Here is a 24211-nt window from a genome sequence, read left to right on the forward strand (position 1 = left end):
AGGCGGGACGGACGGTGAGGCGGGCGACGGGCGGACGAATCATGCCAGCGCGTCGACGAGCGGCCGGAACTTCACGCGCGTCTCGAGCAGCTCCGCCTCGGGCTCGCTGCCCGAGACGATGCCGGCCCCGGCGTAGGCCGTGACGCGGCGGGCTCCGGATGCCCCGTCCGGGGCGTCGCCGAACTGCGCGCAGCGCAGCGCGATCGCCCACTCGCCGTCGCCGGCGGCATCGATCCAGCCGACCGGGCCGGCGTACCGCCCGCGATCGAAGGGCTCGATGCGTCGGATGGCGGCGATCGCGGCATCCGTGGGCGTGCCGGCGACAGCCGCCGTCGGATGCATCGCCCCGACGAGGTCGAGCGACGAGGCGCCGTCGCTCAGCCGGCCAGCGACGTCGGTCGCGAGGTGGAAGAGGTTGGGAAGCTCGAGCACGAAGGGCTCGGCGTCGGCATCGAGCTCGCTCGTGTGCGGTCCGAGAGCGGCGAGCACGCTCTGCACGGCGTAGCGGTGCTCATCGAGGTCCTTGCTGCTCGCGGCGAGCGCCGCCGAGGCCGCGTGGTCTTCGGCGGGGTCGGCGCCGCGCGCCGCGGTGCCTGCGAGCACCCGTGCCGTGACAGCGCGCTCGTGCGAGGTGACGAGCGTCTCCGGGCTGGCGCCGATCAGGCCGTCGACCGCGAAGGTCCACGTGTCCGGGTAGCCGGTGGAGAGGGCGCGCACGAGGCGGCGCAGGTCGGCGTCACCCGGCACCGTGCCGGTGAGATCGCGGGCGAGCACCACCTTGCTGTATGCGCCGGCGCCGATCTCGTCGAGGGCTCGGCGGACGGCATCCTGATACCCCTGCGGCGTCTGGGCGCCCGGTCCGACGCGGCCGGCCCAGTGGGGGCCGTTCGCCGCCGGCTCGGGCACGGGGGCGAAGTCGGCATCGTCGATCGCGCGGATGCGCGTGATCCAGCTGCGTCCGTCGCGCAGACCGATGATGGTCTGCGGCACGACCAGCACGCTGACGGCGGTGGATCGCGCGTCGAACGTCAGCGCGCCGAAGCCGACCAGACCGGTGCCGGGGATGCCGACCTCGTCGTCGACCTCGGCGTCGGCTGCGAGCTCTCGCCACGCGGCGGCGAGCTCTGCGCTGCGCAGGTCGGCGCCGCTGGAACCCACGCCGACCTCGACGGCGATCCCGTCGCCTGCGGCCACGATCCCCTCGCCGCGGCGCAGCCAGACGAGCGGCCGGAGGGCGGAGGTGTGTGCCAGCAGATCGTCGACGGGTGGGATCTCGCGGGTCTGCGCGACCAGGCGGATGCTGCTCACGCGTCCAGCCTACGGGTTCGCGGCGACGCGTGGACGCCTCGGGTCAGCGGTCGAGGCCGAGCGCGATGAGGCGGTCGAGCCACGGGTCGGCAGTGGCGTCGTCGAACGGCACGCTCTGCGCGCGCACCCGTTCTTCGAGCTCGAGCGCGCGGGCTTCGAGGTGAGTCATCACGTCGGCCGGATACCCGTAGCGGATGCTGTGCTCGGCCCACTCGTCGCGGTCGTCGACGTAGGTGCCCTGCTCGTTGAGCCGGCGCACGACGTCGAGGTCCATGTCGATCGCGGTCGACAGCAGCGGGTCGTCGGTCCAGCGCACATCCCAGGCGAGGTCGATGTAGATGCGCATGCCCCGCGGGTGCCCGCGATGGACGGTGAGGGCGTAGTCGTCGTGGTCTCGCGGGATGAGCGTGACGTTCGGCGACTCGGCGACGAAATCGGCACCGGGGCGGTGGCTTCGCCACCCGATCGGCTGCCCGACCCAGTCGCCCCACTCATCGGCGCCCAGATAGATGACGTCGTTGACCCAGTGCGGCGAACCGTCCCACTTCCGCCACTTCATCGCCATCGGAGTGCCGGGTTCGGGCCGATTCGCATTCACCCGGCGAGTCTATGCCCGGCGCCGCGCGACACCTGGCGCGGAGATGTGCGCTTCGCGCGGGCCGAATCCCGGCATCCGTCCGCGCGAAGCGCACATTCCCGCGCGAAGCGCGCGCATCCCGCCCGCTCTAGGATCGAAGCATGGAGCCGAACCGCGCCGATCTCGGCAAGAACCCCTCGCACGTCAGCGGCATGTTCGACCAGGTCGCGAAGGGCTACGACCGCACGAACACGGTCATGACCCTCGGCAACGACGCGCTGTGGCGCGCTGCCACGACCCGTGCGGTGGCACCGAAGCGGGGCGAGCGGATCCTCGATCTGGCCGCGGGCACGGCATCCTCCTCCGCGTCTCTCGCCGCGAGCGGAGCGCAGGTGGTCGCCGCCGACTTCTCGCCCGGGATGCTGGCCGAGGGCCGCCGCAGGCACGGGCACCTCCCGAACATCACCTTCGTCGAGGCGGACGCCACGGACCTGCCCTTCTCGGACGACGAGTTCGACGCGGTCACCATGTCGTACGGGCTGCGCAACGTGCAGGATCCCAAGAAGGCGCTGCGTGAGCTGCTGCGCGTCACCAAGCCCGGCGGACGCGTCGTGATCAACGAGTTCTCGACCCCGCCAGGTCGCTTCTTCCGCGGGTTCTACAACTTCTACAACGCCCAGGTGCTGCCGCGCGTCGCCCGTCTGGCCAGCACGAACGGCGACGCCTACGACTACCTCAACGAGTCGATCCGCGACTGGCCCGACCAGCGCACGCTCTCCGCATGGCTGCGCGAGGCGGGCTGGACCGACGTCGAGTACCGCAACCTGTCGTTCGGCATCGTCGCGCTGCACCGCGCCCGCAAACCCCGCTGATCCTGACCGTCGGCGCTCAGCTGGCGGCGAGGCGCTTCTTCTCCGCCTCGACGTCGAAGTCGGCGGAGGGCCACTGCGGGTCGATGTCCTCCAGCGCGTCGATGAGCAGCTCCTGCACCGCAAGGCGCGCGTACCACTTGCGGTTCGCCGGCACGACGTACCACGGCGCCTCCGGCGTCGAGGTGCGCTCGAACACGGTCTGGTAGGCGGCCATGTAGTCGTCCCAGTGCATGCGCTCGTCGACGTCGCCGGGGTTGTATTTCCAGTGCTTGTCCGGCCGTTCGAGGCGCTCGGCCAGGCGCTCCTTCTGCTCGTCGCGCGAGATGTGCAGCATGACCTTGACGATGCGGGTTCCGGATGCCGCGATGCGGCGCTCGAAGTCGACGATGGCGTCGTAGCGGCGCTCGATCTCGGCCTCGTCGGCGAGGCCGCGCACGCGCCCGATCAGCACGTCCTCGTAGTGCGAGCGGTCGAACACGCCGATCATCCCTGGGCCGGGGAGGCGCTTCTCGACGCGCCACAGGAAGTCGTGCGCCAGCTCCTCTTCCGTGGGGGCCTTGAACGCCGCGAAATCGACCCCCTGGGGGTCGACGCCGCCCACCACGTGCCGCACGATGCCGCCCTTGCCCGCGGTGTCCATCGCCTGCAGCACGAGCAGCACGGCGTCGTGTCCGTCGCCGATGCGACTGGCGGCGAACAGGCGCTCCTGCAGCTCGTCGAGCCGCTGCTCGCGAGCGTCGAGCAGAGCGGTTCCGGCAGCCTTGTCTCCGTCGAAACCCGGATGCGCGCCCGCGTCGACGTCGGAGAGCGAGAAGTCCTCGCCCACCCTGAGCAGTTCTGCCGGTTCGGTCGTCCATGCGTGCGTCGCCATGCAGACATCATGCCCGCCTGGGGACCCAGGGGCGAGTGCGGTGCGCCGAGCGCGCGTCGGCGAGACGCAGTGTCGGTGGCCTCCCCCACAATCGGATGCATGGACACCATCGTTCTGGTCATCGTCGTCGCCGTCATCGCCGCGGCGCTCGGCTTCGTGCTCGGGGCGCAGCGCGGACGGTCGGCCGATGCCGCGCAGCTGGCCGAGGCGACGGCTGCTCGCCTTCGGGCCGATGCGCTCGAACGGGATGCTGAGGCGCTGCGCGCCGACACGGCCGCCCGGCTGCAGGAGGAACGGGCGCTGGGCGACCGGCGGGTCGCCGAGGCTCGACAGCAGGGCGAGGCGGCGGTGGCCGATGCCAGGCGAGAGGCGCGCGAGCGGCTCGAGCACGAGCGAGCCGAGCATGTGCGGCGGCTGGCCGAGGTGCGCGACGAGGCGGATGCCGATGTGCACGCCGAGCGGCAGCGTGCCGCCGAGCGTCTCGACGAGCTGAAGGCCGACCAGAAGCGCCTCGCAGACGAGTTCGACGCGCTGAGCAGGCGGGCGCTCGAGGCGAACACGAAGGCGTTCCTGCAGCAAGCGGAAGAGCGGCTCAAGCGCAGCCAGAGCGAGGGCGCGGCCGAGCTGCAGAAGCGGCAGGATGCCGTGCAGCAGCTCATCGATCCGATCCAGAAGACCCTCGACACGGTGAAGTCCGAGATGACGACGGCCGAGAAGGCGCGGCTCGAGGCCCACGCGGCGCTGGCCGAGCAGCTGCAGATCATGCGCCAGTCGTCTGAGACGCTCGGCTCCGAGACCCGAAACCTGGTCAATGCGCTGCGCGCACCGCAGGTGCGCGGGCGGTGGGGCGAGCTGCAGCTGCGGCGGGTGGTCGAGGCGTCGGGCATGGTCAATCACGTCGACTTCGACGAGCAGCTGCACCACACCACCGACGACGGGGCTCTGCGCCCCGACCTGGTGGTGCATCTGGCCGGCGACAAGCGCGTGGTCGTCGACTCGAAGGTGGCCTTCAGCGGCTACCTCGAGGCGATGGAGGCCACCGACGACACCGTTCGTGCACAGCGCCTGGCGGCGCACGCACGCCACCTGAAGAAGCACATCGACGAGCTGGGGGCCAAGGAGTACTGGGACGTCGTGGCCGGCTCGCCCGAGTTCGTGGTGATGTTCGTGCCGGCCGAGCCGTTCCTCGCAGCCGCTCTCGATCAGGACGCCACGCTGTACGAGTACGCGTTCGAGCGCAATGTGGTGATAGCGACGCCGTCGACGCTCATCGCGCTGCTGCGCACCGTCGGGCATGCCTGGCGGCAGGATCAGCTGGCGCAGGAGGCGCAGCAGATCTTCACCGTCGGCAAAGAGCTGCACAAGCGTCTCGGCACCCTCGGCCAGCATCTCGCGAAGCTCGGGCGCAGCCTCAACTCCACCGTCGACGCCTACAACCGGTTCGCGGGGTCGCTCGATCGCAATGTCGTCACGCAGGCGCGCCGGTTCAGCGCCCTGCAGGGCCTCGAGGACGTGCTCACCGAGACCCAGCCTGTCGAGGCGCAGGCCGTCGCTCCGCAGAAGAGCGACCTGTACGAGCTCGAGGCCGGCACATCGGAGGTGTCGGCATCCGACGAGCGCTATGCCAGCGCAGATCTCGGCGAGATCACCAGCAGGCTCGACTGACCCCGGCCGGTGTGCGATCAGCGGTCGAGAGGGACCTCGATGAGCTGCGGACCGGCGATCGCAGACGTCAGCGCCTGATCGAGCGCTGACCGGGTGCTCACCTGCAGGAACTCCCAGCCGTAGGCGGCGGCGAGCTGCGCCAGCTGCACTCCCTGCGGCGTGTAGAACGCGCGGTCGAGGTCTTCGCGCTGGGCGGATGACGCGACTTCGAGGCCGTCGAAGATGGTGCCGCCGCCGTCGTTGCCGACGATCACCTGAATGCGCGGCCTCGGCTCGTCGGCGGGCAGCAGCAGCGCACCGACATCATGCAGAAGAGCGAGGTCGCCGAGCAGCACGCGGGTCACGCCGGGAGCGCCATCGGCCTGACTGGCCAGCGCGATGCCGATGCCGGTCGCCACCGTGCCGTCGATGCCGGCCAGCCCGCGGCTGGCGTGCACGGGCACCTTCTTCCCGCCCAGCACCTGATCGGCCACCCGGACCAGGCGGGACGATCCGAACATGAGGCGGTCGTGCGGCCAGGTGGCGCGCCATACGGCATCCACCAGGATCTCCCTGTCCACCCTCCTGCGCACCGCATCGAGCTCGGCGCGCACCGCGCCCAGACGCTCGGCCTTGTCTTCGGAGTACAGGCCCTTCTGATCCGGCGCCGGGGCGCTGAGGTCGATCGCGCGCGTCTGCGAGGCGGTCATCCACTCGCCCAGCCACGTGCGGTCGGCCGGACCCGGCTCGACCGCGACCGCCGGCGCCGCCTGGGTGCGTCCGTTCAGGTCGAGCGCCTCGCCGCCACCGCGTACGGCGACGACATCGACATCACGACGTGCGAGCAGCGCCGCGACCTCGCGGCTGAGGGTCGGGTGCCCGAAGACGACGGCGCGCTCCACACGGCCGCCGAGCGCGTCATCGCGCAGCAGCTCGCGGTAGCCGTGCACGAGGAGCCTGCCGAAGCGCGCGCCGCTGACGACCTCGGCGATGAGAGGCCACCCCCCGGCGTGAGAGAGCTCCTCGGCATCCGGTCCGGCATCCGCTCCCGCGATGACCACGGTGCGAAGACCGCGCGGGAGCACCACAGGCTCGGCAAGCACGGCGGCGGGGGCTTCGCCCGGCGCGGCCGCCACATCGCCGGCAGCCGACAGGGGCTCACGACTGGGCAGATTCAGGTGCACGGGGCCGGAGACCCCGGCCAGCCCATCGCCCTCGATCCCGAGCGCGGCCCGCACGGCCCGCTCGCCGAGCCCGGTCCACGCCGTGCCCGCGGTCGGAACTGTCGGACGATCAGGCCCGCTGCCGGCGCGCCCATTCGCGACATCCTGCTCCGTGGCCGTCTCGTCCGAGATCTCCGACGCACCGGGCACCTCGGCATCGACCTGCAGCCGCACGAACGGGCCGAAGATGCCCGGCTGGATGGTCGCCTGGTTGGCGCCGACGCCGCGCAGCTCCGGTGGCCGGTCGGCAGTGAGGAGCACCAGCGGGATGCCCGAGTGGAACGCCTCCATCGTCGCGGGAAGCAGGTTGCCTGCGGCCGTGCCAGACGTGCAGAGCACAGCGACGGGAACACGGCTCTCACGGGCCAGGCCCAATGCGGTGAACCCCGCCACCCGCTCGTCGATGCGCACGTGCACGCGCAGAGCACCGGAGCGGGCGAGCGCGGTCGCGGCGAGCGCGAGAGCCTGTGATCGTGACCCCGGCGAGAGCACAAGGTCTCGCACCCCGTGCGCCACGAGCTCAGCGAGGAGCGACGCGGCCGCGTCGCTCGCCGGCGAGACGGTCACGACCGGGGGTCCGTGCCGTCGGTCTCGTCGTCGAGCCGCGCGAGCTCCTCCTCGAGCTGGCGGATACGGGCATCCTGCTCGGCCGTGCTCATGCGACGAAGCGCCGCGGGATCGTCGTCGGGCCCAGTCACGAAATCGCTGACCTTCTCGCCGCGGCGGCGGCGCCCGATCCAGAACCACAGGATGCCCCCGATCACCGGCAGCAGGATGACGATCAGCACCCAGGCGGTCTTGGAGACCCCGCGGTGACGATCGGCCGGCTGCACGGCCACGTCGACGATGCTGAACACCCAGAAGATGACAGCCAGAAAACCGCCGACGAACAGGAAACGAGCCATGTTTCCAGTGTAGGTCGCCGCGTCGCGACTGGATCCGGTGAGCGGGCTCGCACAGCGGGCGCCTAAGCCCCGCTCGTAGACTGTCGGGGTGAAGCTGCCACCCCTCCTCGTCTACACCGTTCTGCGGTTGCTGGCGTTCATCGTGCCGCTGGGGATCCTGTGGCTGTTCCCCGTCTTCCGCGAGTACTGGTGGCTCGCCGCGCTGTTCGCCGCGCTCATCGGCATGAGCATCTCGCTGCTGTTCCTGCGGGCCCCTCTGTCGCAGGCTTCCCGCGACCTCTACGCGAAGCGCAACCGCGACAGAGGACCATCGGACGAGGACGCTGAGGACCAGGTCTCCGGTCAGTGAGCCGCGCGGCGCTCAGCGCCGGAAGGTGATGTGCGTGACGCCGCTCTCGGCGACCTCGCTGCTGATCGAGTAGTCGTTCTCGATGCCGCGCAGGTCGTCCCAGATGCGCTCTCCGCGCCCGAGCACGATCGGCGCCACCGCGAGATGCAGCCGGTCGACCAGCCCTGCCTTCAGGAACTGCCGCACCACGTCGATGCCGCCGCCGATGCGCACATCGGCATCGCCTGCGAGCTCGCAGGCGCGTGCGAGGGCGTCGCGAGGCGACGCGTCGATGAAGTGGAAGACCGTGCCGTTGTCGAACTCGATCGACGGCCTCGGTGTGTGGGTGAGCACGAGAACGGGAACCTCGAACGGCGGCTCGTCACCCCACCAGCCGCGCCAGCCCGGGTCGTCTCCGAACAGGTGCAGACCGAACATGCCTGCACCCATGATCTCGGCACCGGTGCCCTCGAAGTAGGCGCTCGCGTACTTCTCATCGACCCCCGTGGTACCGGCTCCGGACGTGTCGCCGAGCACCTTCTCGCGCATGGTGCGGGTGCCGACGTACGCCGCGGTCAGGCGCGACCAGTCGTCGCCCATCGGGTTCTCCTGGGTCTGATCGGTCGTCGTCGCGAAACCGTCGAGCGAGACGTTGAGGTCGATCTTCACGGTCATGGTCTTCTCCTCTCAGCCGGCGGATGCCGGGTTGCTGGCCTTGCCGTCGAGCCAGAGCGTGTCTGTCGGATCGGCGTGCGAGCCATCGGTGCCGACGTGCTTCGCGCTGATCTGCGGGCCCTTGGTGATCACATGCACGAGCGCCATGCCGTACCCCCGTGACAGGTCGTAGTCGGCTTTCAGCCATTCGAGGATCGGAGTGGCCTTGGTGCCGGGACCGAAGCCCTTCTGGGACGCGAGCTCGATGAACTGTCTGGGGGTCAGCCCCGTCTTGGTCTCGATGTTGTCGAGATATGCCTGAAACGACATGCTGCTCCTTATTCGAGGTCTGTCTGGATGATGACTGCCGAGGCGTGGATGCCGATGAGGCGCATCCGTGCGTCGCCGGTGTTCGTGAATCGGTGGGGCACGAAGGCCGGACCGGTGACCGTGTCGCCGGCGGTGGCGACGATGCGCCGGTCGGCGACGACGAAGGTCGCCTCGCCTTCGAGCACCACCCAGGTCTCAGGATAGGGATGCCAGTGCAGCCCTGAGCCCTCGCCCGGCCGGTTGTCGACGAAGAAGTACGAGACGGCCGCTCCGTGCTCGACGCCTTCGAAGCGGCGTGTGCCTCGGCTGCCGATGACGAGCTGCTCGGGGGCGACCAGCGTCGGTTCGGCGAGTGTGTCGATCATGATGCCTCCTCGGTGTCTGAGGATCACTCTTCCGCCGCCGGCACGGAGCCCCTAGAGTTTCGACGTGGATCGAAACACGCGCCCGACGGGGGCGCCGCCCGAGGGCGTCGAGCACCCCGATCACCGGGTCGACTTCCACCTCAGCCCTGGTGACATCCAGGCCGTGCGCTTCGGCATCTCGCCCGGGCATGAGCTGGCTCATGCGGTTCGCATCCTCCTGCGACCGCAGCAGCACCCGCTGCAGTGGGGCTGGCTGCGCAGCGTGCGCGAGAATCTGCCTCGAGAGCCCTTCGCGCTGCTGACGCAGGTGATCGGCGCGGACGGCTACATGCCCGATTTCCTCACCACCGACCCCCGGTGGGATCTGACGCCGGCCGACGAGCTCGCCGCTCTGCGCGCGGCGGCGATCGCTGGCATCCGGATCGATCTGGCGAAGATGGTGGTGCGCTCGTCAGGCGAGCGGCAGGCGGCGCTGCGCCGCATGCACGCCGAGCCCGAGCGCGCCAGAGCGCTCATCGCCGACGCCTGGGAGCAGGTGTGGGATGCCGCGCTGTCGCCCGTGTGGCCCCAGCTGGAGCGGCTGCTGCGTGCAGACATCGCCGTACGAGCCCGCGCCATCGCCACCGGCGGGATCGCCGCGATGGCCGGTGGACTGCACCGCACCGTCCGCTGGAGCGACGGCGCCGTGCGCGTGCAGCTGCGCCGGCACAGCGAAGACGTCGACTGCCGCGGAGGCGGACTCGTGCTCGTACCGTCGGTGATGTCGTCGTGGGGGTGCATGGTCATCACCGAGCCGCCCGCGCAGCCCGTCCTGTTCTATCCGGCTCGCGGCGTGACGGCGGGCTGGGCACGGGACACCACCGACCTGGCGCACGCGCTCGGCGCGCTGCTCGGTCCGGTGCGCGCCGGGATCCTGCTGCAGGCCCATATCGCGCGGACGACGTCGCAGGTCGCCGTCGACGCCGGCATCGCAGCGTCTACCGCGTCGCATCACCTCACGGTGCTGCGCGACGCGGGGCTGATCGCGAGCTCGCGGGAGGGAAACAGGATGCTGCATCTGCGCACCCCGCTGGGCGAAGCGGTCGTCGGGGCCACCCTCTGACCCTGGCGATGGGTCGCGCCGGTATCACCCGCGGCCAGGTCGACCCGGTCGGCCGGCCGCCCTCAGCCGACGAGCGCCCAGTAGACGAGCCCCGCGTAGGCGAGGGCGGTCAGTGACGTGAGCGCGAGCGCGGTGACCAGCTCGCGCGGGCGCCGGTACGACCAGACGATCACGACCGCCACGAGACCCGACAGCAGAGCGAGCATCGCCAGCCACGCGATCGGGTACAGCACGGCGATCCACGCGGCGAGTGCGAACGGGATCAGCACGAACAGCGTGAACAGCACCTGGGTCGCACGCCTGCCGATCAGCACCGTGAGGGTGCGCTTGCCTACTGCGCGGTCCTGGTCGATGTCACGAAGGTTGTTGGCGAGCAGCACGGCGCACGCGAAGAGCCCGGCGGCGACAGCGACGATCCACGCGACGGTCGGCAGATGCTGCACCTGCACCCAGGTGGTGCCGAGCGTCGCGACCAGACCGAAGAACACGAAGACGAAGAGCTCGCCCATGGCGTTGTAGCCGTACGGCCTCTTGCCGCCGGTGTAGAACCAGGCGGCGACGATGCAGAGGGCCCCGACGACCAGCATCCACCACTGCTGCGATCGGATGACGATCGCCAGGCCGACCACCGCAGCCAGGGCGAAGAACACGAGGGCGACCGTCAGCACCCGCTTCGCGGGCACTCGGCCCGAGGCTGTCAGCCGCGCAGGACCGACGCGCTCGGCGTCGGTGCCCCGGATGCCGTCGCTGTAGTCATTGGCGAAATTGACGCCGATCTGCAGCAGCACCGCCACGGCGAGGCAGGCGAGCGCGATGGCCCAGTGGAAGAGGTGGTCGACGGTCTGGGCGGCTCCGGTGCCGAGCACGACAGGCGCGACGGCGAGGGGCAGCGTGCGCAGGCGCGCCGCCCCGATCCAGTCCTTCGCGGTCGCCGGCTCGAGGGCGAGCGCCGGGCGCTTCGCCGGATTGCCGCTGGTGCGGCGCCGCTGCTGCGGAGCGCGCTTCTTCGTCTTCTTGGAGGAACCTGCCACGCCAGGAATCCTACTGGCCGCCTCGATGCGGGCCGTGGCCGCCTGAGAGCCGGGGCGCCGCAAGCCGATCAGGCGGGCGTGACGATGGGCCGGCGCTCGTAGAAGGTCTGCAGCACGACCGTCGTGCGGGTGCGCACGTTGGCGGCGCTCCGGATGTCGCGCACGAGCTGCTCGAGGGCGCGCGGCGATGCCACACGCACGAAGAGCATGTAGGCCGCATCGCCCGCGATCGAGTGGCACGCCTCGATGGCGCTGAGGTGCTCGAGCATCTCGGGCGCGTTGTCGGGCTGAGCCGGATCGAGCGGCGTGATCTCGATGAAGGCCGACAGCGGCGCCCCCACCTGCTCCGGGTCGAGCACCGCCTGGTAGCCGGCGATCACACCTCGTGACTCGAGGCGCTTGAGCCTCGACTGCACGGCAGAGGTCGACAGCCCCACCGCCTCGGAGAGCTGCGCCAGGGTGGCGCGCCCGTCACGGGAGATGGCAGCCAGGATCGCGTGGTCGACAGGGTCATCCATAGATGGAATAATACAGGTGAAATGCATCCATGACCGGAAAATTTCCGGCAATCTCTACGATCGGAGGGTTCGATGTCCATCATCACCAGCGCCACCCACAGCATCATCGGCGAGCCCGAGGTCGTGGAGGACGCATCGACCGCCGAGCACAGCGCCGCCTGGAAGCAGCTCAAGGACGCCGCGATCGCCATCCGCCCGACTCAGATCAAGGACGGCTCGATCCCCGACGTCGACGACCGCGAGGCCGCAGCCGGTCACGTCGCGGCGATCATCGCCGGCATCCGCGCCCTCGCGCCCGCCTTCCCGCACGACGCCGCCTACCTCGACGCGCTCGTCGTCGACTTCCAGCGCTGGGCCGACGACGGCTTCGGCGTGCCGGACTTCCTCGACTCGCTGGTCGCCTTCCAGCCCCAGCAGCACCGCATCGACGGCATCCGCCACCTGGTCGTCTTCCCGATGTACACGCAGAACGGCTCGAGCGACCGCCTCGTCGAGGCGCTGATCGTCGAGACCATCTGGCCCGAGTTCATCGCCGAGCTCGAAGCAGGCGACTACGGCAACAAGCTGTTCGTCTCGCTGCGCCTGGTCGACTTCACCCCCGGGTACGACACCAACTCGGCCGTGCTGTTCCCCGAGACCGTCGCCATGCGCGAGATCCCCTCGTTCACCTGGGGTGCGATCTTCCAGGACCGCGAGGCCGCACGGTACCGCCGCGTCGTGCGCGCAGCATCCGAGATCACCAACCTCGACCTGCCCGAGCGTGCCAAGGCGATGCTCGACGACCAGCAGATGACCGAGAAGACGTTCGTGATGTGGGACATCATCCACGACCGCACGCACATGCGCGGCGACCTGCCGTTCGACCCGTTCATGATCAAGCAGCGCATGCCGTTCTTCCTCTACTCGCTCGAGGAGATGCGCTGCGACATGACCGCGTTCCGCGAGTCGGTCAAGATCGAGCGCGCGTTCGACGCCCGCATCGCCGCCGGTGAGACCCTCACCGAGTCGGAGAAGGAGATGCACGACTACGCGCACCTCGTGCAGTACGCGGTCATCTTCGACCGCATCTTCCGCTTCGCGATCACCGGCAACCGCGTGCGCAACTACGACGCCGTCGGCGGGCAGCTGCTCTTCGCCTGGCTGCACCAGCACGGCGTGCTGCACTGGACCGACACTGCCCTCGCCTTCGACTGGGACAACGTGCCCGACGCGGTCGTCGCCCTCGGCGACGCGATCGACGACCTGTACTGGCACTCGATCGACCGCCCGAAGGTCGCCCACTGGCTCGCCGCCTACGAGCTCGTGCGCGGCACGCTCACTCCGCACCCGGCTTCGCAGTGGGCTCGCGGCCTGTCCGACGAGATCCTTGCCGGCGCGCCCAAGGGCTACACCGACGCCGTGATGGACGACGAGTTCCCGCTGTCGATGTTCTTCGAGACGCTCGACAAGAAGATGAAGCCGGTCATCGAGTCGACCGTCGGAATCCGCGGCACCGACAACTGACACACCCTCGTGGCATTGCAGGTCTGAAGGACGATCTCACTTCTGAAGGACGATCCTCTGCGGATCGTCCTTCAGACTTGCATCCGTCCTTCATCTCAACTGTCAGGAGCGCCGCATGAGCATCAACCGCACCGTCGTCCTCGCCGGCGCCACCAGCGAGGCTGGCCTTGCCGCCGCTACCGCACTGATCGACTCCGGCGCGCGGGTGATCGCCACAGGACGCTCAGAGGAGCGGCTGGCTGCGCTGCGGGATGCCGGGGCGCAGACCGAGATAGCCGATGCGACCTCGCTCGCCGATATGCAGGCTCTGGCCGAGAGGCTCGGCGAGGTCGACGCGGTGATCCCGCTGGTCGGCGGCTGGCGCGGAGGCGGCGGCCTGGCGGGGCAGACTGACGAGGACTTCGAGGCGCTGCTGCCCGCCCTGCAGGCGGTGCGCGCGACGAGTCGCTCCTTCGACGCCGCCATCAGGGCATCGGATGCCGGCCGCTTCGCGATCGTGTCGTCGACCGTGGTCACGCGCCCGCTCGCAGGCGGGGCGAACTACGCAGCCATGAAGGCTGCGAGCGAGGCATGGACGCGTGCGGTCGCGCAGGGCTACGCGAAGGCCGCGCGGGATGCCAGCGCCGAGCTGCGTGCGGCAGCCGTCATTCTGCGGGCTCAGGGCGGCCTGCAGGCCGATGCTCTCTCGCGAGCAGTGGTCGCGCTGTGGGATCAGGATGCCGTGGCGCTCAACGACACGGTGATCACGCTGGGCTGAGCCCGGCGGGTATGCGGCGGCCCGATCAGAGCTCGAGCCGCATCACCACGCGACGCACGGTCGGGCGAGACACCTCGGTGAAACCCGCCGCGGAGAACGGCCCGACCGACCCGACGTTCATCTCGCCCCACGTCACCGTGCCGCCGCCCGTGAGCATCGGGTAGCCCTCGATCGCTGAGGCACCCTGCGTTCTCGCATGCTCGACCGCACCGGCGACGAGCGGGTACGTCAGGCCACGGCCGCGATGCCCCGGCCGCACGATCACACAGGTGATCGCCCACACCGACTCGTCGTCCTTCCGCTCGGAGCGCCCCTTCCACGGCACCGGCGAATTGCGCAGCCGCGCGTACACGCTGCGCCGGTCGACCGCGCACCAGCCGGCGGGTTCACCGCCCTCATAGGCGACGACGCCGATCGTCTCGTTCGCCCGCGGGTCATCGCAGCCCACCTCGCTGCGCAGCAGCGCCGTGCGCTCGTCCACCGGCATGTACCACCAGTCGCCGTCGCCGAGCCGCTGCCGCTCGCACTGACACTGGCAGGCAGTGCCCGTGAGGATCTTCTGCAGGTCGTCCCAGCTCGCCTCGCTGGCGGGCACGACCCGCACCTCTGCCCCGCCGGTGCTCCCACCCGCCTGCCTCACCTGCGCCCCTCGTCGGGTTCGGGCCACGTCGTCGCCGGGTCACCGGCTGCGACATCGTCGGCATCGAGCAGGTGCGCCTGACCTCCTCGCGCCGCGACCGGGTCGAACGCGGGGTCGACGGGCGCTCCAGGGCCGGCGTCCACCGAGCCCCCGGAAGCGTCAGGCTCGGGCGCCTGAGCGTACAGGCGGGTGAGCAGCCGGTACGAGCGCGTGAAGAACGCGAGCGCGGCCGCGACGACCATGATCAGGCCCGCGAACAGGCAGATGAGGGCGATGCCCCGGGCCTCGCCCTCACCGAGCAGCCAGCCCCACTGCATCCGCCCCTCGTCGCCGCGCATGTACGGGATGATCAGGAACTCGGCAAGCGGCGCGATGAGGAACGCCGTGACCGGCGCAGCCGCCGCTTCCATCGCCTGCGCCATGCCGAACACCCGCCCCTGCCGGGCGTACGGCACGACCTTCTGGATCACCGTCTGCTCGGCCGCCTCGACCGGCGGCACCATCATCATGTACAGCCACATGCCGATCGCGAACAGCGGCCACCACTCGCGCAGCATGAACACCGCTCCGAGAATGCCCATGCCGATCACCACGAGCAGCATGGTGCGCACCGGCCGCTTTCCCAGACCGAACTTCGCGACGAGCGCCCCGCCGATGAGGAACCCGGTGGATGCGAACGCGAGCACGATGCCCCACATCTGCGGCGAGAACAGGGTGAGGCCGTACGGGTCCATGAGCGCCATGTAGACGCCGCCGATGAGGTTGTTGAAGGTCGAGAACACGATCAGGGCGAACAGGCCAGGTGCTTCGCGGATCGCCCTGACGCTGCCGTGGAAGTCGAGTGCGCTCGGGGCGTCGGGGTCGCGCTGCGGCGCCTCTTCCGGGATGCGGATGAAGAGCAGGTGCGCGAAGGTCAGCCCCATCGCGACGATAGAGATGACCAGGGTCCACCCCATGCCGAGAAAGCCGATCGACAGACCCGAGAAGACGCTGGTGATCAGGAACGCGATGCCCTGCACCGTGCCGACGAGACCGTTGGCGTTGGCGTGCTTCTCTTCGGGGATCAGCAGCGTGACGGTCGTCGACAGGGCGATGCTGCGCAGCTGCTCGATGACGCCGCCGATCAGGATGATCAGCGCGAACGCCCAGAACCACGGACCGCTGATGTCGAGCAGCGCCGACTCGGGCTGCCAGAGGTAGAGCAGGCCAGCCGCCCCGAACGCCACCGCCGAGACGACGCTCGAGATCACCATCACGGTGTGCTTGCGGTAGCGGTCGACGATGGTGCCGAACACCATCGAGAAGAACGCGATGAGCAGCATGTACGCGCCGCCGATGACGCCGGTGGCGAGCACCGACTTCGTCTCGATGTACACCCAGAACGTCAGCGCGAACCAGAGGAAGCTGGTCGTCACGTTGGCGATCAGCGTGTTCACGAGCACGTTCGCGAACGCCCTCGTCTTCGCAGTTGCGGTCACGGGTTCGAGGGTAATCTCGGCCACCGACATCCGACAGGGCCGGAGGCGAGAATCCGGGCATCCGCCGCCTCGTAGAATCGGACGGTGAGCACTCTGCATGACACCGCCGTCCGCGGCTTCGCATCCGACAACTACTCCGGCATCCACCCCGAGGTGCTGGCCGCGATCGCGGCGGCCAACGACGGCCACCAGATCGCCTACGGCGAAGACCAGTACACCGGGCGCCTGCAGGAGGTGTTCCGCGGTCACTTCGGCGACAGCGCGCAGGCCTTCCCCGTCTTCAACGGCACCGGCGCGAACGTCACCGGGCTGCAGTCGATGCTCCCCCGCTGGGGCGCCGTGATCTCGGCATCCACCGCTCACATCAACGTCGACGAGGGCGGCGCTCCCGAGCGCATCGGCGGGTTCAAGCTGCTCACCGTTCCCGCCGATGACGGCAAGCTCACCCCCGAGCTCGTCGACCGCGAGGCCTGGGGCTGGGGCGACGAGCACCGGGCGCAGCCGCTGGTCGTCTCGATCACGCAGTCGACCGAGCTCGGCACCCTCTACACGGTCGACGAGATCGCGGCGCTCGCCGAGCACGCGCACGAGCGCGGCATGAAGCTGCACCTCGACGGCGCCCGCATCTCGAACGCCGCAGCCGCCCTCGACGTGCCGCTGCGGGCCTTCACGACCGACGTCGGCGTCGACGTGCTCAGCTTCGGCGGCACCAAGAACGGCGCGATGCTCGGCGAGGCGATCGTCGTGCTGAATCCCGACGCCGCCGAGGGCCTGCTGTACAGCCGCAAGTACAACATGCAGCTGTCGTCGAAGATGCGGTTCGTGTCGGCCCAGCTGATCGCCCTGCTCGAGGGCGACCTGTGGCTGCACAACGCCCGTCACTCCAACGCGATGGCCCAGCGGCTGCGCTCCGAGGTCGAGCAGGGCATCGCCGACGGCAGCATCCGCGGCGTCGCCTTCACCCAGCCCACCCAGTCCAACGGCGTGTTCGCGACGCTGCCCGACGGCGTCGCCGACAGGCTGCGCGAGAAGTTCCGCTTCTACGACTGGGATGCCGCACGCAACGAGGTGCGCTGGATGTGCTCGTTCGACACGCAGGAGTCCGACGTCGACGCCTTCGTCGCCGAGCTGTCGCGCCTGACGACCGCCTGACACCGCCGGCCCTCGGGCGCCCGAGCATCCGGGCATCCCCGCGACCGAGCATCCGGGCATCCGGGCATCCCCGCCCCTGCTGGACTACCTCGCCCCTGCTCATTCACGTAAACGAGCAGGGGCGAGGTAGTCAGGAGGGGGCGAGGATGCGGGGCGTGCGCAGCGCGCGGGGGCGGGCGCCGGGCGCCCGGCACCGCGGGCTGAGCTCAGGCGGCGGTCGAGCCCATCCACTGCCGGTACGCGTCGACCGTGAACGGGCGGCCGAGGAACGCCTCGACCAGGTCAGCGGCATCGCGGCGACCACCGGGCTCGAGGATCTCCCGGCGGTAGCGCGCGGCTGACGCCTCGTCGAGCATAGCCCGGCGAACCCCGTGAGCAGGTCGCGGGCGATCACGAGGCTCCACTGGTACGTGTAGTAGCACGATCCGTAGCCCGTCAGGTGCCCGAACGACGCGTAGGAGTGCGTACCGGGCAGCGTGCGCACGGGCGTCGACACCTCATACCAGTGGTCGGTGGCTGCGGCGAGGTCGTCGGGGCGGTCCATGTGCAGGTGGTACGAGACGCGGGCATGACCGAGCTGCGTCCGTGTGAGCAGGGCGCGTCCGAAGGCCTCGGCCTCGCGCATCCGCTCGACCAGATCGGCGGGGATCGGCGCTCCGGAATCGTCGGTTGCGAACGACGAGAGCACCTCGGCGTCCCACACCCACTCCTCGAGCATCTGACTCGGCGCCTCGACGAAGTCCCATTCCGTGGCGACACCGGAGAACGGCGCCCACTCCTGGTCGCCGCCGAGGATGTCATGCACGAGGTGCCCGAACTCGTGGAAGAACGTCTGCACCTCACGGTGCTCCATGAGCCCGCGCGGGAAGTTGCACACGAGTGCCGCCTCGGGCAGCATCCGGCCGCGCACGCCCGGCGCGAGCGGGAAGCATGCCGCATGGTTGAACTTGCCCTCGCGCGGGTGCAGGTCGAGGTGGATGCGCCCGATGCGCTCCCCCGCCCGCACGACGTCGTACGAGCAAACGTCCCGGTGCCACACCGGCACGTCGACCGGCACGTACTCGATGTCGAACAGGCGGCCCGTCGTCGACAGCAGGCCGCCGAGCACACGCTCGAAGTCGAGATGACGACGCACCTCCTGCGCGTCGACGGCGAAGCGCTCTTCGTGCATCCGCGCCAGCAGGTAGTGCTGATCGGCGTTCGTGACTTCGACGGCATCCGGATGCTCGTCGCGCAGCCGTGCGAGAAGCAGGTCGTACTCGGTATGAGCGGCCGCGCGGGTCGCCTCATCGACCTCGGCGAGGAACGATGCCACACGTGCGGCCGAGCCGGCCATGCGGTCGTCTGTCTCGTAATCCGCCCAGCTGTCGTAGCCGAGCAGTTCGGCGTGCTGCTGTCTCACGGTGAGCAGCTCGGAGAGGATCGCGTCGTTCTCGGGCCAGGCCAGCTCGCTGCGGGCCGCTCGCAGCTCGGTGCGGATCTCGCGATCGCGCACGTAGTTCATCACCGCCATGACGTCGAGATTGTCCGTCGAGATCGCGACGAGCCCGTCGTCGCCCAGGGCCCGGCCCGCGAGGAAGTCGTCGGGGAGCCCGGCCAGCCTGTCGGGTGCGACTCGGATCTCACGACGCCCCTCCCGGATGTTCCTGGCGAACGCGACTCCGAGCTCCGTCTCGCGGGCGGCGAGTTCGCGCAGGCGCTCGCGGGTGCCGGCATCCCTGTCCGCACCGCCTCGCCGGAAATCACGACGGATCCTCTCCAGCAGACGTGAGGCGTCGGCGTCCAGGCCGGTCGCGTCGGCGGCCGCGAAGAGGGCCCCGAGCCTGGCATCCGTCATGAGCTCGGCATCCTTCGCCTCCGCCGCCGCCGTGCGCGACTCGGCGCCCTCGCGCACCACACGGTCGGGGTGCACCTCGGCGAGCACCTCGGCCTCGCTCCGGGAGGTGCGCAGGGCGATCTGCAGGTCGTTCCACAGCTGAAGCAGCTCAAGCGAACCGCGCGAGGTGCCGTCTGTGAGTCGTGCGACGATCCCGTCGACCACAGCGAGACGGTCATCGGTGCGGGCGGTGGCGAAGTCGAGCCAGTCGGTGGGTTCGGCGGGGAAGGCGATGGGTTCGATCACCCGACCGAGCCTAGCCGCGGCCCTCTGCGCGACTGTCGCGCCTGACGAGCGCCTGACGCCGCCTCATGTCAGAGCGCGGACTCCGCCAGCCATTCGGCATCCGCCCCGCGGTGATCGTCTGCGACGAGCTCGCCGGGGACGCTCTCGAGGATGCGGTGCCAGGATTCGGCTCGCGCGACGGCGGCGAGCCGGTTCGCCGCCGTCAGCGCCGCGCGCAGCTCGGCCATCGGCGCGAGATCGCTCCACACCTCGAGCGCGGCGTCGGCGATCGCCAGCACACGCGGGTCGCTCTCAGAGGCGTGGATCGAGTTCGCGTACACGGCGAGCGGCACACGCAGGGCGGCCAGCGGGCTGGATGCCACCGCATCACCGAAATCGAAGAAGCGCGCTCCATGATCGCCGACGAAGGCGTTCGCATCGTGCAGGTCGTTGTGATCCAGCGCGAGCGGCAATCCGAGAGCGGCGATCTGGTCGCCGGCTGCGCCGACGACGTCGACGGCAGCATCGACGCCGGCGCGGAACTCGTCGGGGATGCGCCACTCGTCACGAGCGCGGATGAGGTGATCCCGGATGCCCGCGGGATCGAGCACCGTGAGGCCCATGTCGTCGAGCACCGGCACCGATGTGCGGGCCAGCAGCATCGCATCGTGCAGCAGCGTCTCCCATCCCACCGCGGCGCCGTCGGCCAGCGCCTCGCGCCAGGTGCGACCGGCGTCGGCGGTGAGCAGCAGGTCACGCTGCTCATCCAGGGCCACCGGTTCGACGATGAAATCGGGGGCGATCCTGCTCAGCACCGAGACGATGCGCGCCTCCTGCTGCTGCCCAGGGCAGTTCTGCTTGGCGTAGAAGGTGCCGTTCTCGGCATCCACCCGCCAGACACCAGACCACGGACGATCCTTGACCCGCACGAGCCCTCGCACCGCACCGGTGTGCGGAGTGATCCACTCACGCAGCTCGCGCTCGAATGCCTCGCTCTGCCAGACCTCGGGCGTCCAGGTCATCTCAGCGCAGCAGGCCCAGATGTGCGAGGGCCTGACGGATGAGGGTTCCCCGGCCACCCTCGAGATCCGCCGCGAGAGAATCCGACGCCGCCTCTTCGGGTGAGAACCAGGTGACCTCGAGCGCGTCCTGCCGCGGTTCGCAGGTGCCGGTGACAGGCACGACGAAGGCCAGCGACACGGCGTGCTGACGGTCGTCATGGAACGCGCTCACACCCGGGATCGGGAAGTACTCGGCGACGGCGAACGGCGCGGGCGACGGCGGCAGCAGCGGAAAGGCCATGGGGCCGAGGTCGTTCTCGACGTGCCTGAACAGCGCGTCGCGGATCGTCTCGCCGTAGCGCACCCGACCCGACACGATCGTGCGGGTGATCTCGCCCAGGGGCGTGGATCGCAGCAGGACGCCGACCGAGGTGACCTGACCGGATCCGTCGGTGATGACGGGGATGGCCTCGACGTACAGCATCGGCAGACGGCGGCGGGCCTCTTCGAGCTCGATGTCGGTGAGCCAGCCGGGGTTGGCGTCGACCGGACGCGCTCCGTCGAAGCTGAAGTCGTCGTCGGGCTCGGGGCCGGGATCAGGAGTGCGCACCGCCATGGCTCATTTCTACCAGCGTCCGACTGCGCAGACGGGACGTCGGAGGGGACTGGCAGGATGTCACCGTGACAGTCTCGATCGATTCCTCCGTGACCCTGTGGTCGCCTGAGCCGCGCGAGGGCAAGCCGCTGCTGGTGCTGCTGCACGGCTACGGCGCCGACGAGCGCGACCTGTTCGGTCTGATCCCCTACCTGCCCGACGGCATCGCGGTGGCCGCCGTCGGGGCTCCGCTCACCCCGCCCTGGCCGATGCCCGGTCGGTCGTGGTACGCGATCGATTCGCTCGACACGCGGGATGCCGCAGGCATCACCCTCGCAGCCGAAGCGCTGCTCGCCTGGCTCGACGAAGCGACCGCAGGTGTCCCATCGGTCGCGCTGCTGGGGTTCTCGCAGGGCGCTGCCGTGTCATTGCAGGCGCTGCGCCTCGAGCCATCGCGGATCGACGCGGTCGTCGCACTGAGCGGGTACGCAGCCCCTGGCGAGCTGCCGAACGACGCCGTGCTGGAGGAAGAGCGACCCCCGGTGTTCTGGGGCCGCGGCACTCACGACGACGTCATCCCCGCAGGCCTCGTCGAACACACGGCACAGTGGCTGCCTGCGCACTCCGAGCTGTCGGGCCGTGTCTACCAGGGGCTGACCCACTCGATCTCCGAGCAGGAGCTCTCGGACGTGCACGTGTTCCTCTCGCAGTGGAAGGACTCGGTCTCGAAGAAGACCGCATGACCACGACACGCCCGGGTTGCGCGTCCGCGTCCGGCGCAGATAAAGTCGCAGGGTCCTATCCGCCGTGTCTGGAAGTCCATTGATCTGATTCGTCGCCTCTCCGCGTAACACATCCACGCGCTGATCCGACGAACCCGCCCTCCGGCAGGACCCGCTCCGTACTCGAGCCCCTCGACAGGCCCTTCGATCCGACGTCTCTCCGACGTCTCGCGAAGCCCTCTTCGTCGGCATCCGCGCACCCGCATATTTCCGGGAGTCGCTCATGTCATCACCGAACATCTTCACCACAGCCGCCGTCACGCTCGACCGGGTCTCTTTCGCCTGGCCGGACGGCTCCATCGCACTCGACGCCGTCAGCGGCTCGTTCGGATCGGGTCGCACCGGTCTCGTCGGCCGCAACGGCGCCGGCAAGTCGACGCTGCTGCGCCTGATCGCGGGCGAGCTCACCCCGGCGTCCGGGCAGATCCTGCGCTCCGACCAGGTCGCGTACCTGCCGCAGCGCCTGACGCTCGAGACCGACCGCCGGGTCGCCGAGCTGCTCGGCATCGCCGCTGCGCTCGACGCGGTGCGCGCGATCACCGCGGGCGACGTCGACCCGGCGCACTTCGATGCCGTCGGCGACGACTGGGACATCGAAGCTCGCGCCGAGGCATCCCTCGCCGAAGCCGGACTCGACCCCTCGTTCCTCGACCGGACCGTCGGAGAGCTGTCGGGCGGCGAAGCCGTGCTGGTGGCGGTCGCGGGCATCCGCCTGAGGCGGGCCCCCATCACACTGCTCGACGAGCCCACCAACAATCTCGACCGCGAGGCGCGACAGCGACTCGCCGACATGGTGCGCGCGTGGAAGGGCGCGCTCATCGTGGTCAGTCACGACCTGTCGCTGCTCGAGCTCATGGACGACACCGCCGAGATCTACGGCAGCGAGCTGAGCGTGTTCGGCGGCCCCTACTCGCAATGGCGGGCATGGCTGGACGCCGAGCAGGGCGCTGCGCGCCAGGCCGAGCGCGACGCCGCGCAGGCATACCGGAAGGAGAAGAGGCAGCGGATCGAGGCCGAGGCCAAGCTCGCCACGCGTGCGCAGATGGGCCGGAAGGCGTTCGAGGAGAAGCGCGTGCCGAAGATCATCGCGAACGGGCGCAAGATGGCCGCCGAGGTGTCGGCCGGACGGCTGCGCACCGAGGTTCGAGGCAAGGAGGATGCCGCTCACCAGGCCCTCGATGCCGCCGGCCGCCGGGTGCGCGACGACGACACGATGAAGATCGGGCTGCCGGATCCCCGGATGTCGGCGTCGCGCCGGATCGCGACGATCGGCGACGGAGAGCGGTCATGGATCGTGCAGGGCCCGGAGCGGGTGGCGCTCATCGGCCGGAACGGAGTGGGCAAGACGACCCTGTTGCGCCGGCTGGTGGCATCCGGTGCTGGCGGGACCGACGCTTCGCGCGGAGAAGTGCGCCTCGCGCGGACGGATTCGGCGGATCTATCCGCGGCAAGCGTACATTTCCGCGCGGAGAGTGCGGATGCCGGGGCATCCGGCCCTCCGCTGAACCCGAACCTGCACGCTGACGCGCACACCGACCGCATCGGGTACCTCTCGCAGCGGATCGACGGGCTCGACGATCAGGCGTCGGTGGTGCAGAACATCGCCGCGGCCGCGCCGCACGTGCCCGACAAGGAGCTGCGCAACAGGCTGGCCCGGTTCCTGATCCGCGGCGCGACGATGGACCGGCCGGTCGGCGCGCTGTCGGGCGGCGAGCGGTTCCGCGTCGCTCTGGCGAAGGTGCTGCTCGCCGATCCGGCGCCGCATCTGGTCGTGCTCGACGAGCCGACCAACAACCTCGATCTCGACACCGCGGACCAGCTGGTCGAGGCGCTGCGCGCCTATCGCGGTGCCGTGCTGATCGTCAGCCACGACGACGCGTTCCTCGCCAGGCTCGGACTCGATCTGACGCTGGAGCTGGATGCGGAGGGCGGGCTCACCGAGGTCGGCTGAGGCGCCCAGGGCGGACACGCTCAGGGTTGACGCGCGGAAGGGCGGCTGGGGTCATCCCCCGGCCGCCCTCCTGCGATCCGCTCTCTCGCGATCCGCTCAGCTGCGACGGCTCGAGCGCATCGCCCGCTTGTGCTCGAGCGACGGATCGGCGGCGAGCGCGGCGTACTCGTCGGAGTCGCGGGGGAACATCGCGACGCGGCCGTGCTCGTCGTGGTGCGTGCCCCAGCCGTACCGCTTGCTCAGGGGCGATGCGCGCAGGCAGGCCTGTCCCTTCGAGAAGAACTCAGCCCTGGCGTCAGCGTCGTCGGGGTCGATGCCCTTGCGCAGCGCATGCGTCTCGAAGAGCACGTCGTCGGAGGTGCGCGTGTACGGCTCTTCGCTGAGCAGGCGGTAGTGCAGGGCGGCGATCGACAGGTTCTCGGCGATCGGCGGTTCGACGCCGTGCTGCGCCGGGCAGTCTTCGCTGACCTCGATGAACGTGTTGGTGTAGTTCGTCGTGTGCGCCATGCGGCCAGCATCCCCT

The 24211-nt window shown here is 70.0% G+C and carries 25 protein-coding genes; 9 read left to right on the forward strand and 16 right to left on the reverse strand.

Annotation, left to right across the window (positions count from 1 at the left end; all coding sequences use genetic code 11):
* Nucleotides 1–39: 39 nt before the first annotated feature.
* Nucleotides 40–1308, reverse strand: coding sequence for an isochorismate synthase (locus JOE67_RS05315; RefSeq protein ID WP_204974467.1), 1269 nt, complete (start codon nucleotides 1306–1308; stop codon nucleotides 40–42).
* A 43-nt stretch (nucleotides 1309–1351) separates the two neighbouring features.
* Nucleotides 1352–1906 (reverse strand): DUF402 domain-containing protein, encoded by a 555-nt coding sequence (locus tag JOE67_RS05320; protein WP_204974468.1) that lies wholly within the window; start codon nucleotides 1904–1906, stop codon nucleotides 1352–1354.
* A 140-nt stretch (nucleotides 1907–2046) separates the two neighbouring features.
* Between JOE67_RS05320 and ubiE the strand changes: the two genes are divergently transcribed.
* Nucleotides 2047–2757, forward strand: coding sequence for a bifunctional demethylmenaquinone methyltransferase/2-methoxy-6-polyprenyl-1,4-benzoquinol methylase UbiE (ubiE, locus tag JOE67_RS05325; RefSeq protein WP_204974469.1), 711 nt, complete (start codon nucleotides 2047–2049; stop codon nucleotides 2755–2757).
* Nucleotides 2758–2773: 16 nt separating this feature from the next.
* On the opposite strand, the gene JOE67_RS05330 is transcribed toward ubiE, so the two are convergent.
* Complete coding sequence (locus tag JOE67_RS05330) at nucleotides 2774–3628, reverse strand: polyphosphate kinase 2 family protein (RefSeq protein WP_204974470.1); 855 nt, start codon at nucleotides 3626–3628, stop codon at nucleotides 2774–2776.
* 99 nt (nucleotides 3629–3727) lie between these two features.
* Here JOE67_RS05330 and JOE67_RS05335 point away from each other — a divergent pair, with 99 nt between their 5' ends.
* The gene (locus tag JOE67_RS05335) at nucleotides 3728–5293 is read left to right on the forward strand and encodes a DNA recombination protein RmuC (RefSeq protein WP_204974471.1); all 1566 of its coding nucleotides are present in this window, start codon (nucleotides 3728–3730) and stop codon (nucleotides 5291–5293) included.
* A gap of 17 nt (nucleotides 5294–5310) precedes the next feature.
* Here the strand turns inward: JOE67_RS05335 and JOE67_RS05340 are convergent, their stop codons facing one another.
* Together JOE67_RS05340 and JOE67_RS05345 are read right to left on the reverse strand one after the other, a co-directional pair.
* Nucleotides 5311–7062, reverse strand: coding sequence for a thiamine pyrophosphate-binding protein (locus tag JOE67_RS05340; protein WP_204974472.1), 1752 nt, complete (start codon nucleotides 7060–7062; stop codon nucleotides 5311–5313).
* A complete protein-coding gene (locus JOE67_RS05345; protein WP_204974473.1) occupies nucleotides 7059–7400 on the reverse strand; it encodes a PLD nuclease N-terminal domain-containing protein in 342 nt (113 codons plus the stop codon). The genes JOE67_RS05340 and JOE67_RS05345 overlap by 4 nt, the downstream gene beginning before the upstream one ends.
* 88 nt (nucleotides 7401–7488) lie before the next feature.
* Between JOE67_RS05345 and JOE67_RS05350 the strand changes: the two genes are divergently transcribed.
* Nucleotides 7489–7749 (forward strand): DUF4229 domain-containing protein, encoded by a 261-nt coding sequence (locus JOE67_RS05350; protein WP_204974474.1) that lies wholly within the window; start codon nucleotides 7489–7491, stop codon nucleotides 7747–7749.
* A gap of 12 nt (nucleotides 7750–7761) precedes the next feature.
* Here JOE67_RS05350 and JOE67_RS05355 read toward each other — a convergent pair whose 3' ends face one another.
* Genes JOE67_RS05355 through JOE67_RS05365 form a run of 3 tightly spaced genes read right to left on the reverse strand, consistent with a single transcriptional unit; the run spans nucleotide 7762 to nucleotide 9077 of the window.
* Nucleotides 7762–8403 carry a dihydrofolate reductase family protein gene (locus JOE67_RS05355; RefSeq protein WP_204974475.1) on the reverse strand — a complete coding sequence of 214 codons (642 nt, stop codon included), beginning with the start codon at nucleotides 8401–8403 and terminating at the stop codon, nucleotides 7762–7764.
* Nucleotides 8404–8415: 12 nt separating this feature from the next.
* Complete coding sequence (locus JOE67_RS05360) at nucleotides 8416–8712, reverse strand: DUF4287 domain-containing protein (protein ID WP_204974476.1); 297 nt, start codon at nucleotides 8710–8712, stop codon at nucleotides 8416–8418.
* A gap of 8 nt (nucleotides 8713–8720) precedes the next feature.
* The gene (locus JOE67_RS05365) at nucleotides 8721–9077 is read right to left on the reverse strand and encodes a cupin domain-containing protein (RefSeq protein ID WP_204974477.1); all 357 of its coding nucleotides are present in this window, start codon (nucleotides 9075–9077) and stop codon (nucleotides 8721–8723) included.
* A gap of 64 nt (nucleotides 9078–9141) precedes the next feature.
* Between JOE67_RS05365 and JOE67_RS15755 the strand changes: the two genes are divergently transcribed.
* A complete protein-coding gene (locus JOE67_RS15755; protein ID WP_204974478.1) occupies nucleotides 9142–10179 on the forward strand; it encodes a DUF5937 family protein in 1038 nt (345 codons plus the stop codon).
* A gap of 62 nt (nucleotides 10180–10241) precedes the next feature.
* Here the strand turns inward: JOE67_RS15755 and JOE67_RS05375 are convergent, their stop codons facing one another.
* Nucleotides 10242–11210, reverse strand: coding sequence for a 1,4-dihydroxy-2-naphthoate polyprenyltransferase (locus JOE67_RS05375; RefSeq protein WP_204974479.1), 969 nt, complete (start codon nucleotides 11208–11210; stop codon nucleotides 10242–10244).
* A 68-nt stretch (nucleotides 11211–11278) separates the two neighbouring features.
* Nucleotides 11279–11728, reverse strand: a complete 450-nt coding sequence (locus tag JOE67_RS05380) for an Lrp/AsnC family transcriptional regulator (protein WP_239527999.1) — start codon at nucleotides 11726–11728, stop codon at nucleotides 11279–11281.
* A gap of 72 nt (nucleotides 11729–11800) precedes the next feature.
* Here JOE67_RS05380 and JOE67_RS05385 point away from each other — a divergent pair, with 72 nt between their 5' ends.
* Complete coding sequence (locus JOE67_RS05385; protein WP_204974480.1) at nucleotides 11801–13231, forward strand: DUF6421 family protein; 1431 nt, start codon at nucleotides 11801–11803, stop codon at nucleotides 13229–13231.
* Nucleotides 13232–13346: 115 nt separating this feature from the next.
* Nucleotides 13347–13988 carry an SDR family NAD(P)-dependent oxidoreductase gene (locus JOE67_RS05390; RefSeq protein WP_204974481.1) on the forward strand — a complete coding sequence of 214 codons (642 nt, stop codon included), beginning with the start codon at nucleotides 13347–13349 and terminating at the stop codon, nucleotides 13986–13988.
* 25 nt (nucleotides 13989–14013) lie between these two features.
* Here JOE67_RS05390 and JOE67_RS05395 read toward each other — a convergent pair whose 3' ends face one another.
* Together JOE67_RS05395 and JOE67_RS05400 are read right to left on the reverse strand one after the other, a co-directional pair.
* Complete coding sequence (locus JOE67_RS05395) at nucleotides 14014–14583, reverse strand: GNAT family N-acetyltransferase (RefSeq protein ID WP_338041506.1); 570 nt, start codon at nucleotides 14581–14583, stop codon at nucleotides 14014–14016.
* Between the two features lie 41 nt (nucleotides 14584–14624).
* Nucleotides 14625–16136 carry an MFS transporter gene (locus tag JOE67_RS05400; RefSeq protein WP_204974482.1) on the reverse strand — a complete coding sequence of 504 codons (1512 nt, stop codon included), beginning with the start codon at nucleotides 16134–16136 and terminating at the stop codon, nucleotides 14625–14627.
* Between the two features lie 54 nt (nucleotides 16137–16190).
* On the opposite strand from JOE67_RS05400, the gene JOE67_RS05405 reads away from it, so the two are divergent.
* Nucleotides 16191–17258: a beta-eliminating lyase-related protein gene (locus tag JOE67_RS05405; protein ID WP_204974483.1), complete on the forward strand. Its 1068-nt coding sequence runs from the start codon at nucleotides 16191–16193 to the stop codon at nucleotides 17256–17258.
* A gap of 130 nt (nucleotides 17259–17388) precedes the next feature.
* Here the strand turns inward: JOE67_RS05405 and JOE67_RS05410 are convergent, their stop codons facing one another.
* The 3 genes from JOE67_RS05410 to JOE67_RS05420 form a co-directional block, all read right to left on the reverse strand.
* Nucleotides 17389–19380 (reverse strand): M3 family metallopeptidase, encoded by a 1992-nt coding sequence (locus JOE67_RS05410; protein WP_338041508.1) that lies wholly within the window; start codon nucleotides 19378–19380, stop codon nucleotides 17389–17391.
* Nucleotides 19381–19448: 68 nt separating this feature from the next.
* Nucleotides 19449–20381 (reverse strand): hypothetical protein, encoded by a 933-nt coding sequence (locus tag JOE67_RS05415; protein ID WP_204974484.1) that lies wholly within the window; start codon nucleotides 20379–20381, stop codon nucleotides 19449–19451.
* A 1-nt stretch (nucleotide 20382) separates the two neighbouring features.
* Nucleotides 20383–20976, reverse strand: coding sequence for an NUDIX hydrolase family protein (locus tag JOE67_RS05420; RefSeq protein ID WP_204974485.1), 594 nt, complete (start codon nucleotides 20974–20976; stop codon nucleotides 20383–20385).
* Nucleotides 20977–21041: 65 nt separating this feature from the next.
* Here JOE67_RS05420 and JOE67_RS05425 point away from each other — a divergent pair, with 65 nt between their 5' ends.
* Nucleotides 21042–21698, forward strand: a complete 657-nt coding sequence (locus tag JOE67_RS05425; RefSeq protein WP_338041509.1) for an alpha/beta hydrolase — start codon at nucleotides 21042–21044, stop codon at nucleotides 21696–21698.
* A gap of 262 nt (nucleotides 21699–21960) precedes the next feature.
* Entirely contained in the window at nucleotides 21961–23688 is a 1728-nt protein-coding gene (locus tag JOE67_RS05430; RefSeq protein ID WP_204974486.1) for an ABC-F family ATP-binding cassette domain-containing protein, read from the forward strand.
* Nucleotides 23689–23784: 96 nt separating this feature from the next.
* On the opposite strand, the gene JOE67_RS05435 is transcribed toward JOE67_RS05430, so the two are convergent.
* Nucleotides 23785–24195, reverse strand: coding sequence for a DUF6157 family protein (locus tag JOE67_RS05435; protein ID WP_204974487.1), 411 nt, complete (start codon nucleotides 24193–24195; stop codon nucleotides 23785–23787).
* Between the last annotated feature and the right edge of the window lie 16 nt (nucleotides 24196–24211).

It is taken from the genome of Microbacterium esteraromaticum (genome assembly GCF_016907315.1).
GTDB classification, from domain to species: Bacteria; Actinomycetota; Actinomycetes; order Actinomycetales; family Microbacteriaceae; genus Microbacterium; species Microbacterium esteraromaticum.

What these genes read in the sequence shown, in the direction of transcription:
- JOE67_RS05335 (WP_204974471.1), top strand. Translation starts at nt 3,728, where the DNA reads ATGGACACCATCGTTCTGGTCATCGTCGTCGCCGTCATCGCCGCGGCG.
- JOE67_RS05330 (WP_204974470.1), bottom strand. Translation starts at nt 3,628, where the DNA reads ATGGCGACGCACGCATGGACGACCGAACCGGCAGAACTGCTCAGGGTG.
- JOE67_RS05380 (WP_239527999.1), bottom strand. Translation starts at nt 11,728, where the DNA reads ATGGATGACCCTGTCGACCACGCGATCCTGGCTGCCATCTCCCGTGAC.
- JOE67_RS05345 (WP_204974473.1), bottom strand. Translation starts at nt 7,400, where the DNA reads ATGGCTCGTTTCCTGTTCGTCGGCGGTTTTCTGGCTGTCATCTTCTGG.
- JOE67_RS05390 (WP_204974481.1), top strand. Translation starts at nt 13,347, where the DNA reads ATGAGCATCAACCGCACCGTCGTCCTCGCCGGCGCCACCAGCGAGGCT.
- JOE67_RS05435 (WP_204974487.1), bottom strand. Translation starts at nt 24,195, where the DNA reads ATGGCGCACACGACGAACTACACCAACACGTTCATCGAGGTCAGCGAA.
- JOE67_RS05360 (WP_204974476.1), bottom strand. Translation starts at nt 8,712, where the DNA reads ATGTCGTTTCAGGCATATCTCGACAACATCGAGACCAAGACGGGGCTG.
- JOE67_RS05420 (WP_204974485.1), bottom strand. Translation starts at nt 20,976, where the DNA reads ATGGCGGTGCGCACTCCTGATCCCGGCCCCGAGCCCGACGACGACTTC.
- JOE67_RS05365 (WP_204974477.1), bottom strand. Translation starts at nt 9,077, where the DNA reads ATGATCGACACACTCGCCGAACCGACGCTGGTCGCCCCCGAGCAGCTC.
- JOE67_RS05385 (WP_204974480.1), top strand. Translation starts at nt 11,801, where the DNA reads ATGTCCATCATCACCAGCGCCACCCACAGCATCATCGGCGAGCCCGAG.
- JOE67_RS05355 (WP_204974475.1), bottom strand. Translation starts at nt 8,403, where the DNA reads ATGACCGTGAAGATCGACCTCAACGTCTCGCTCGACGGTTTCGCGACG.
- ubiE (WP_204974469.1), top strand. Translation starts at nt 2,047, where the DNA reads ATGGAGCCGAACCGCGCCGATCTCGGCAAGAACCCCTCGCACGTCAGC.
- JOE67_RS05400 (WP_204974482.1), bottom strand. Translation starts at nt 16,136, where the DNA reads ATGTCGGTGGCCGAGATTACCCTCGAACCCGTGACCGCAACTGCGAAG.
- JOE67_RS05430 (WP_204974486.1), top strand. Translation starts at nt 21,961, where the DNA reads ATGTCATCACCGAACATCTTCACCACAGCCGCCGTCACGCTCGACCGG.
- JOE67_RS05415 (WP_204974484.1), bottom strand. Translation starts at nt 20,381, where the DNA reads ATGACCTGGACGCCCGAGGTCTGGCAGAGCGAGGCATTCGAGCGCGAG.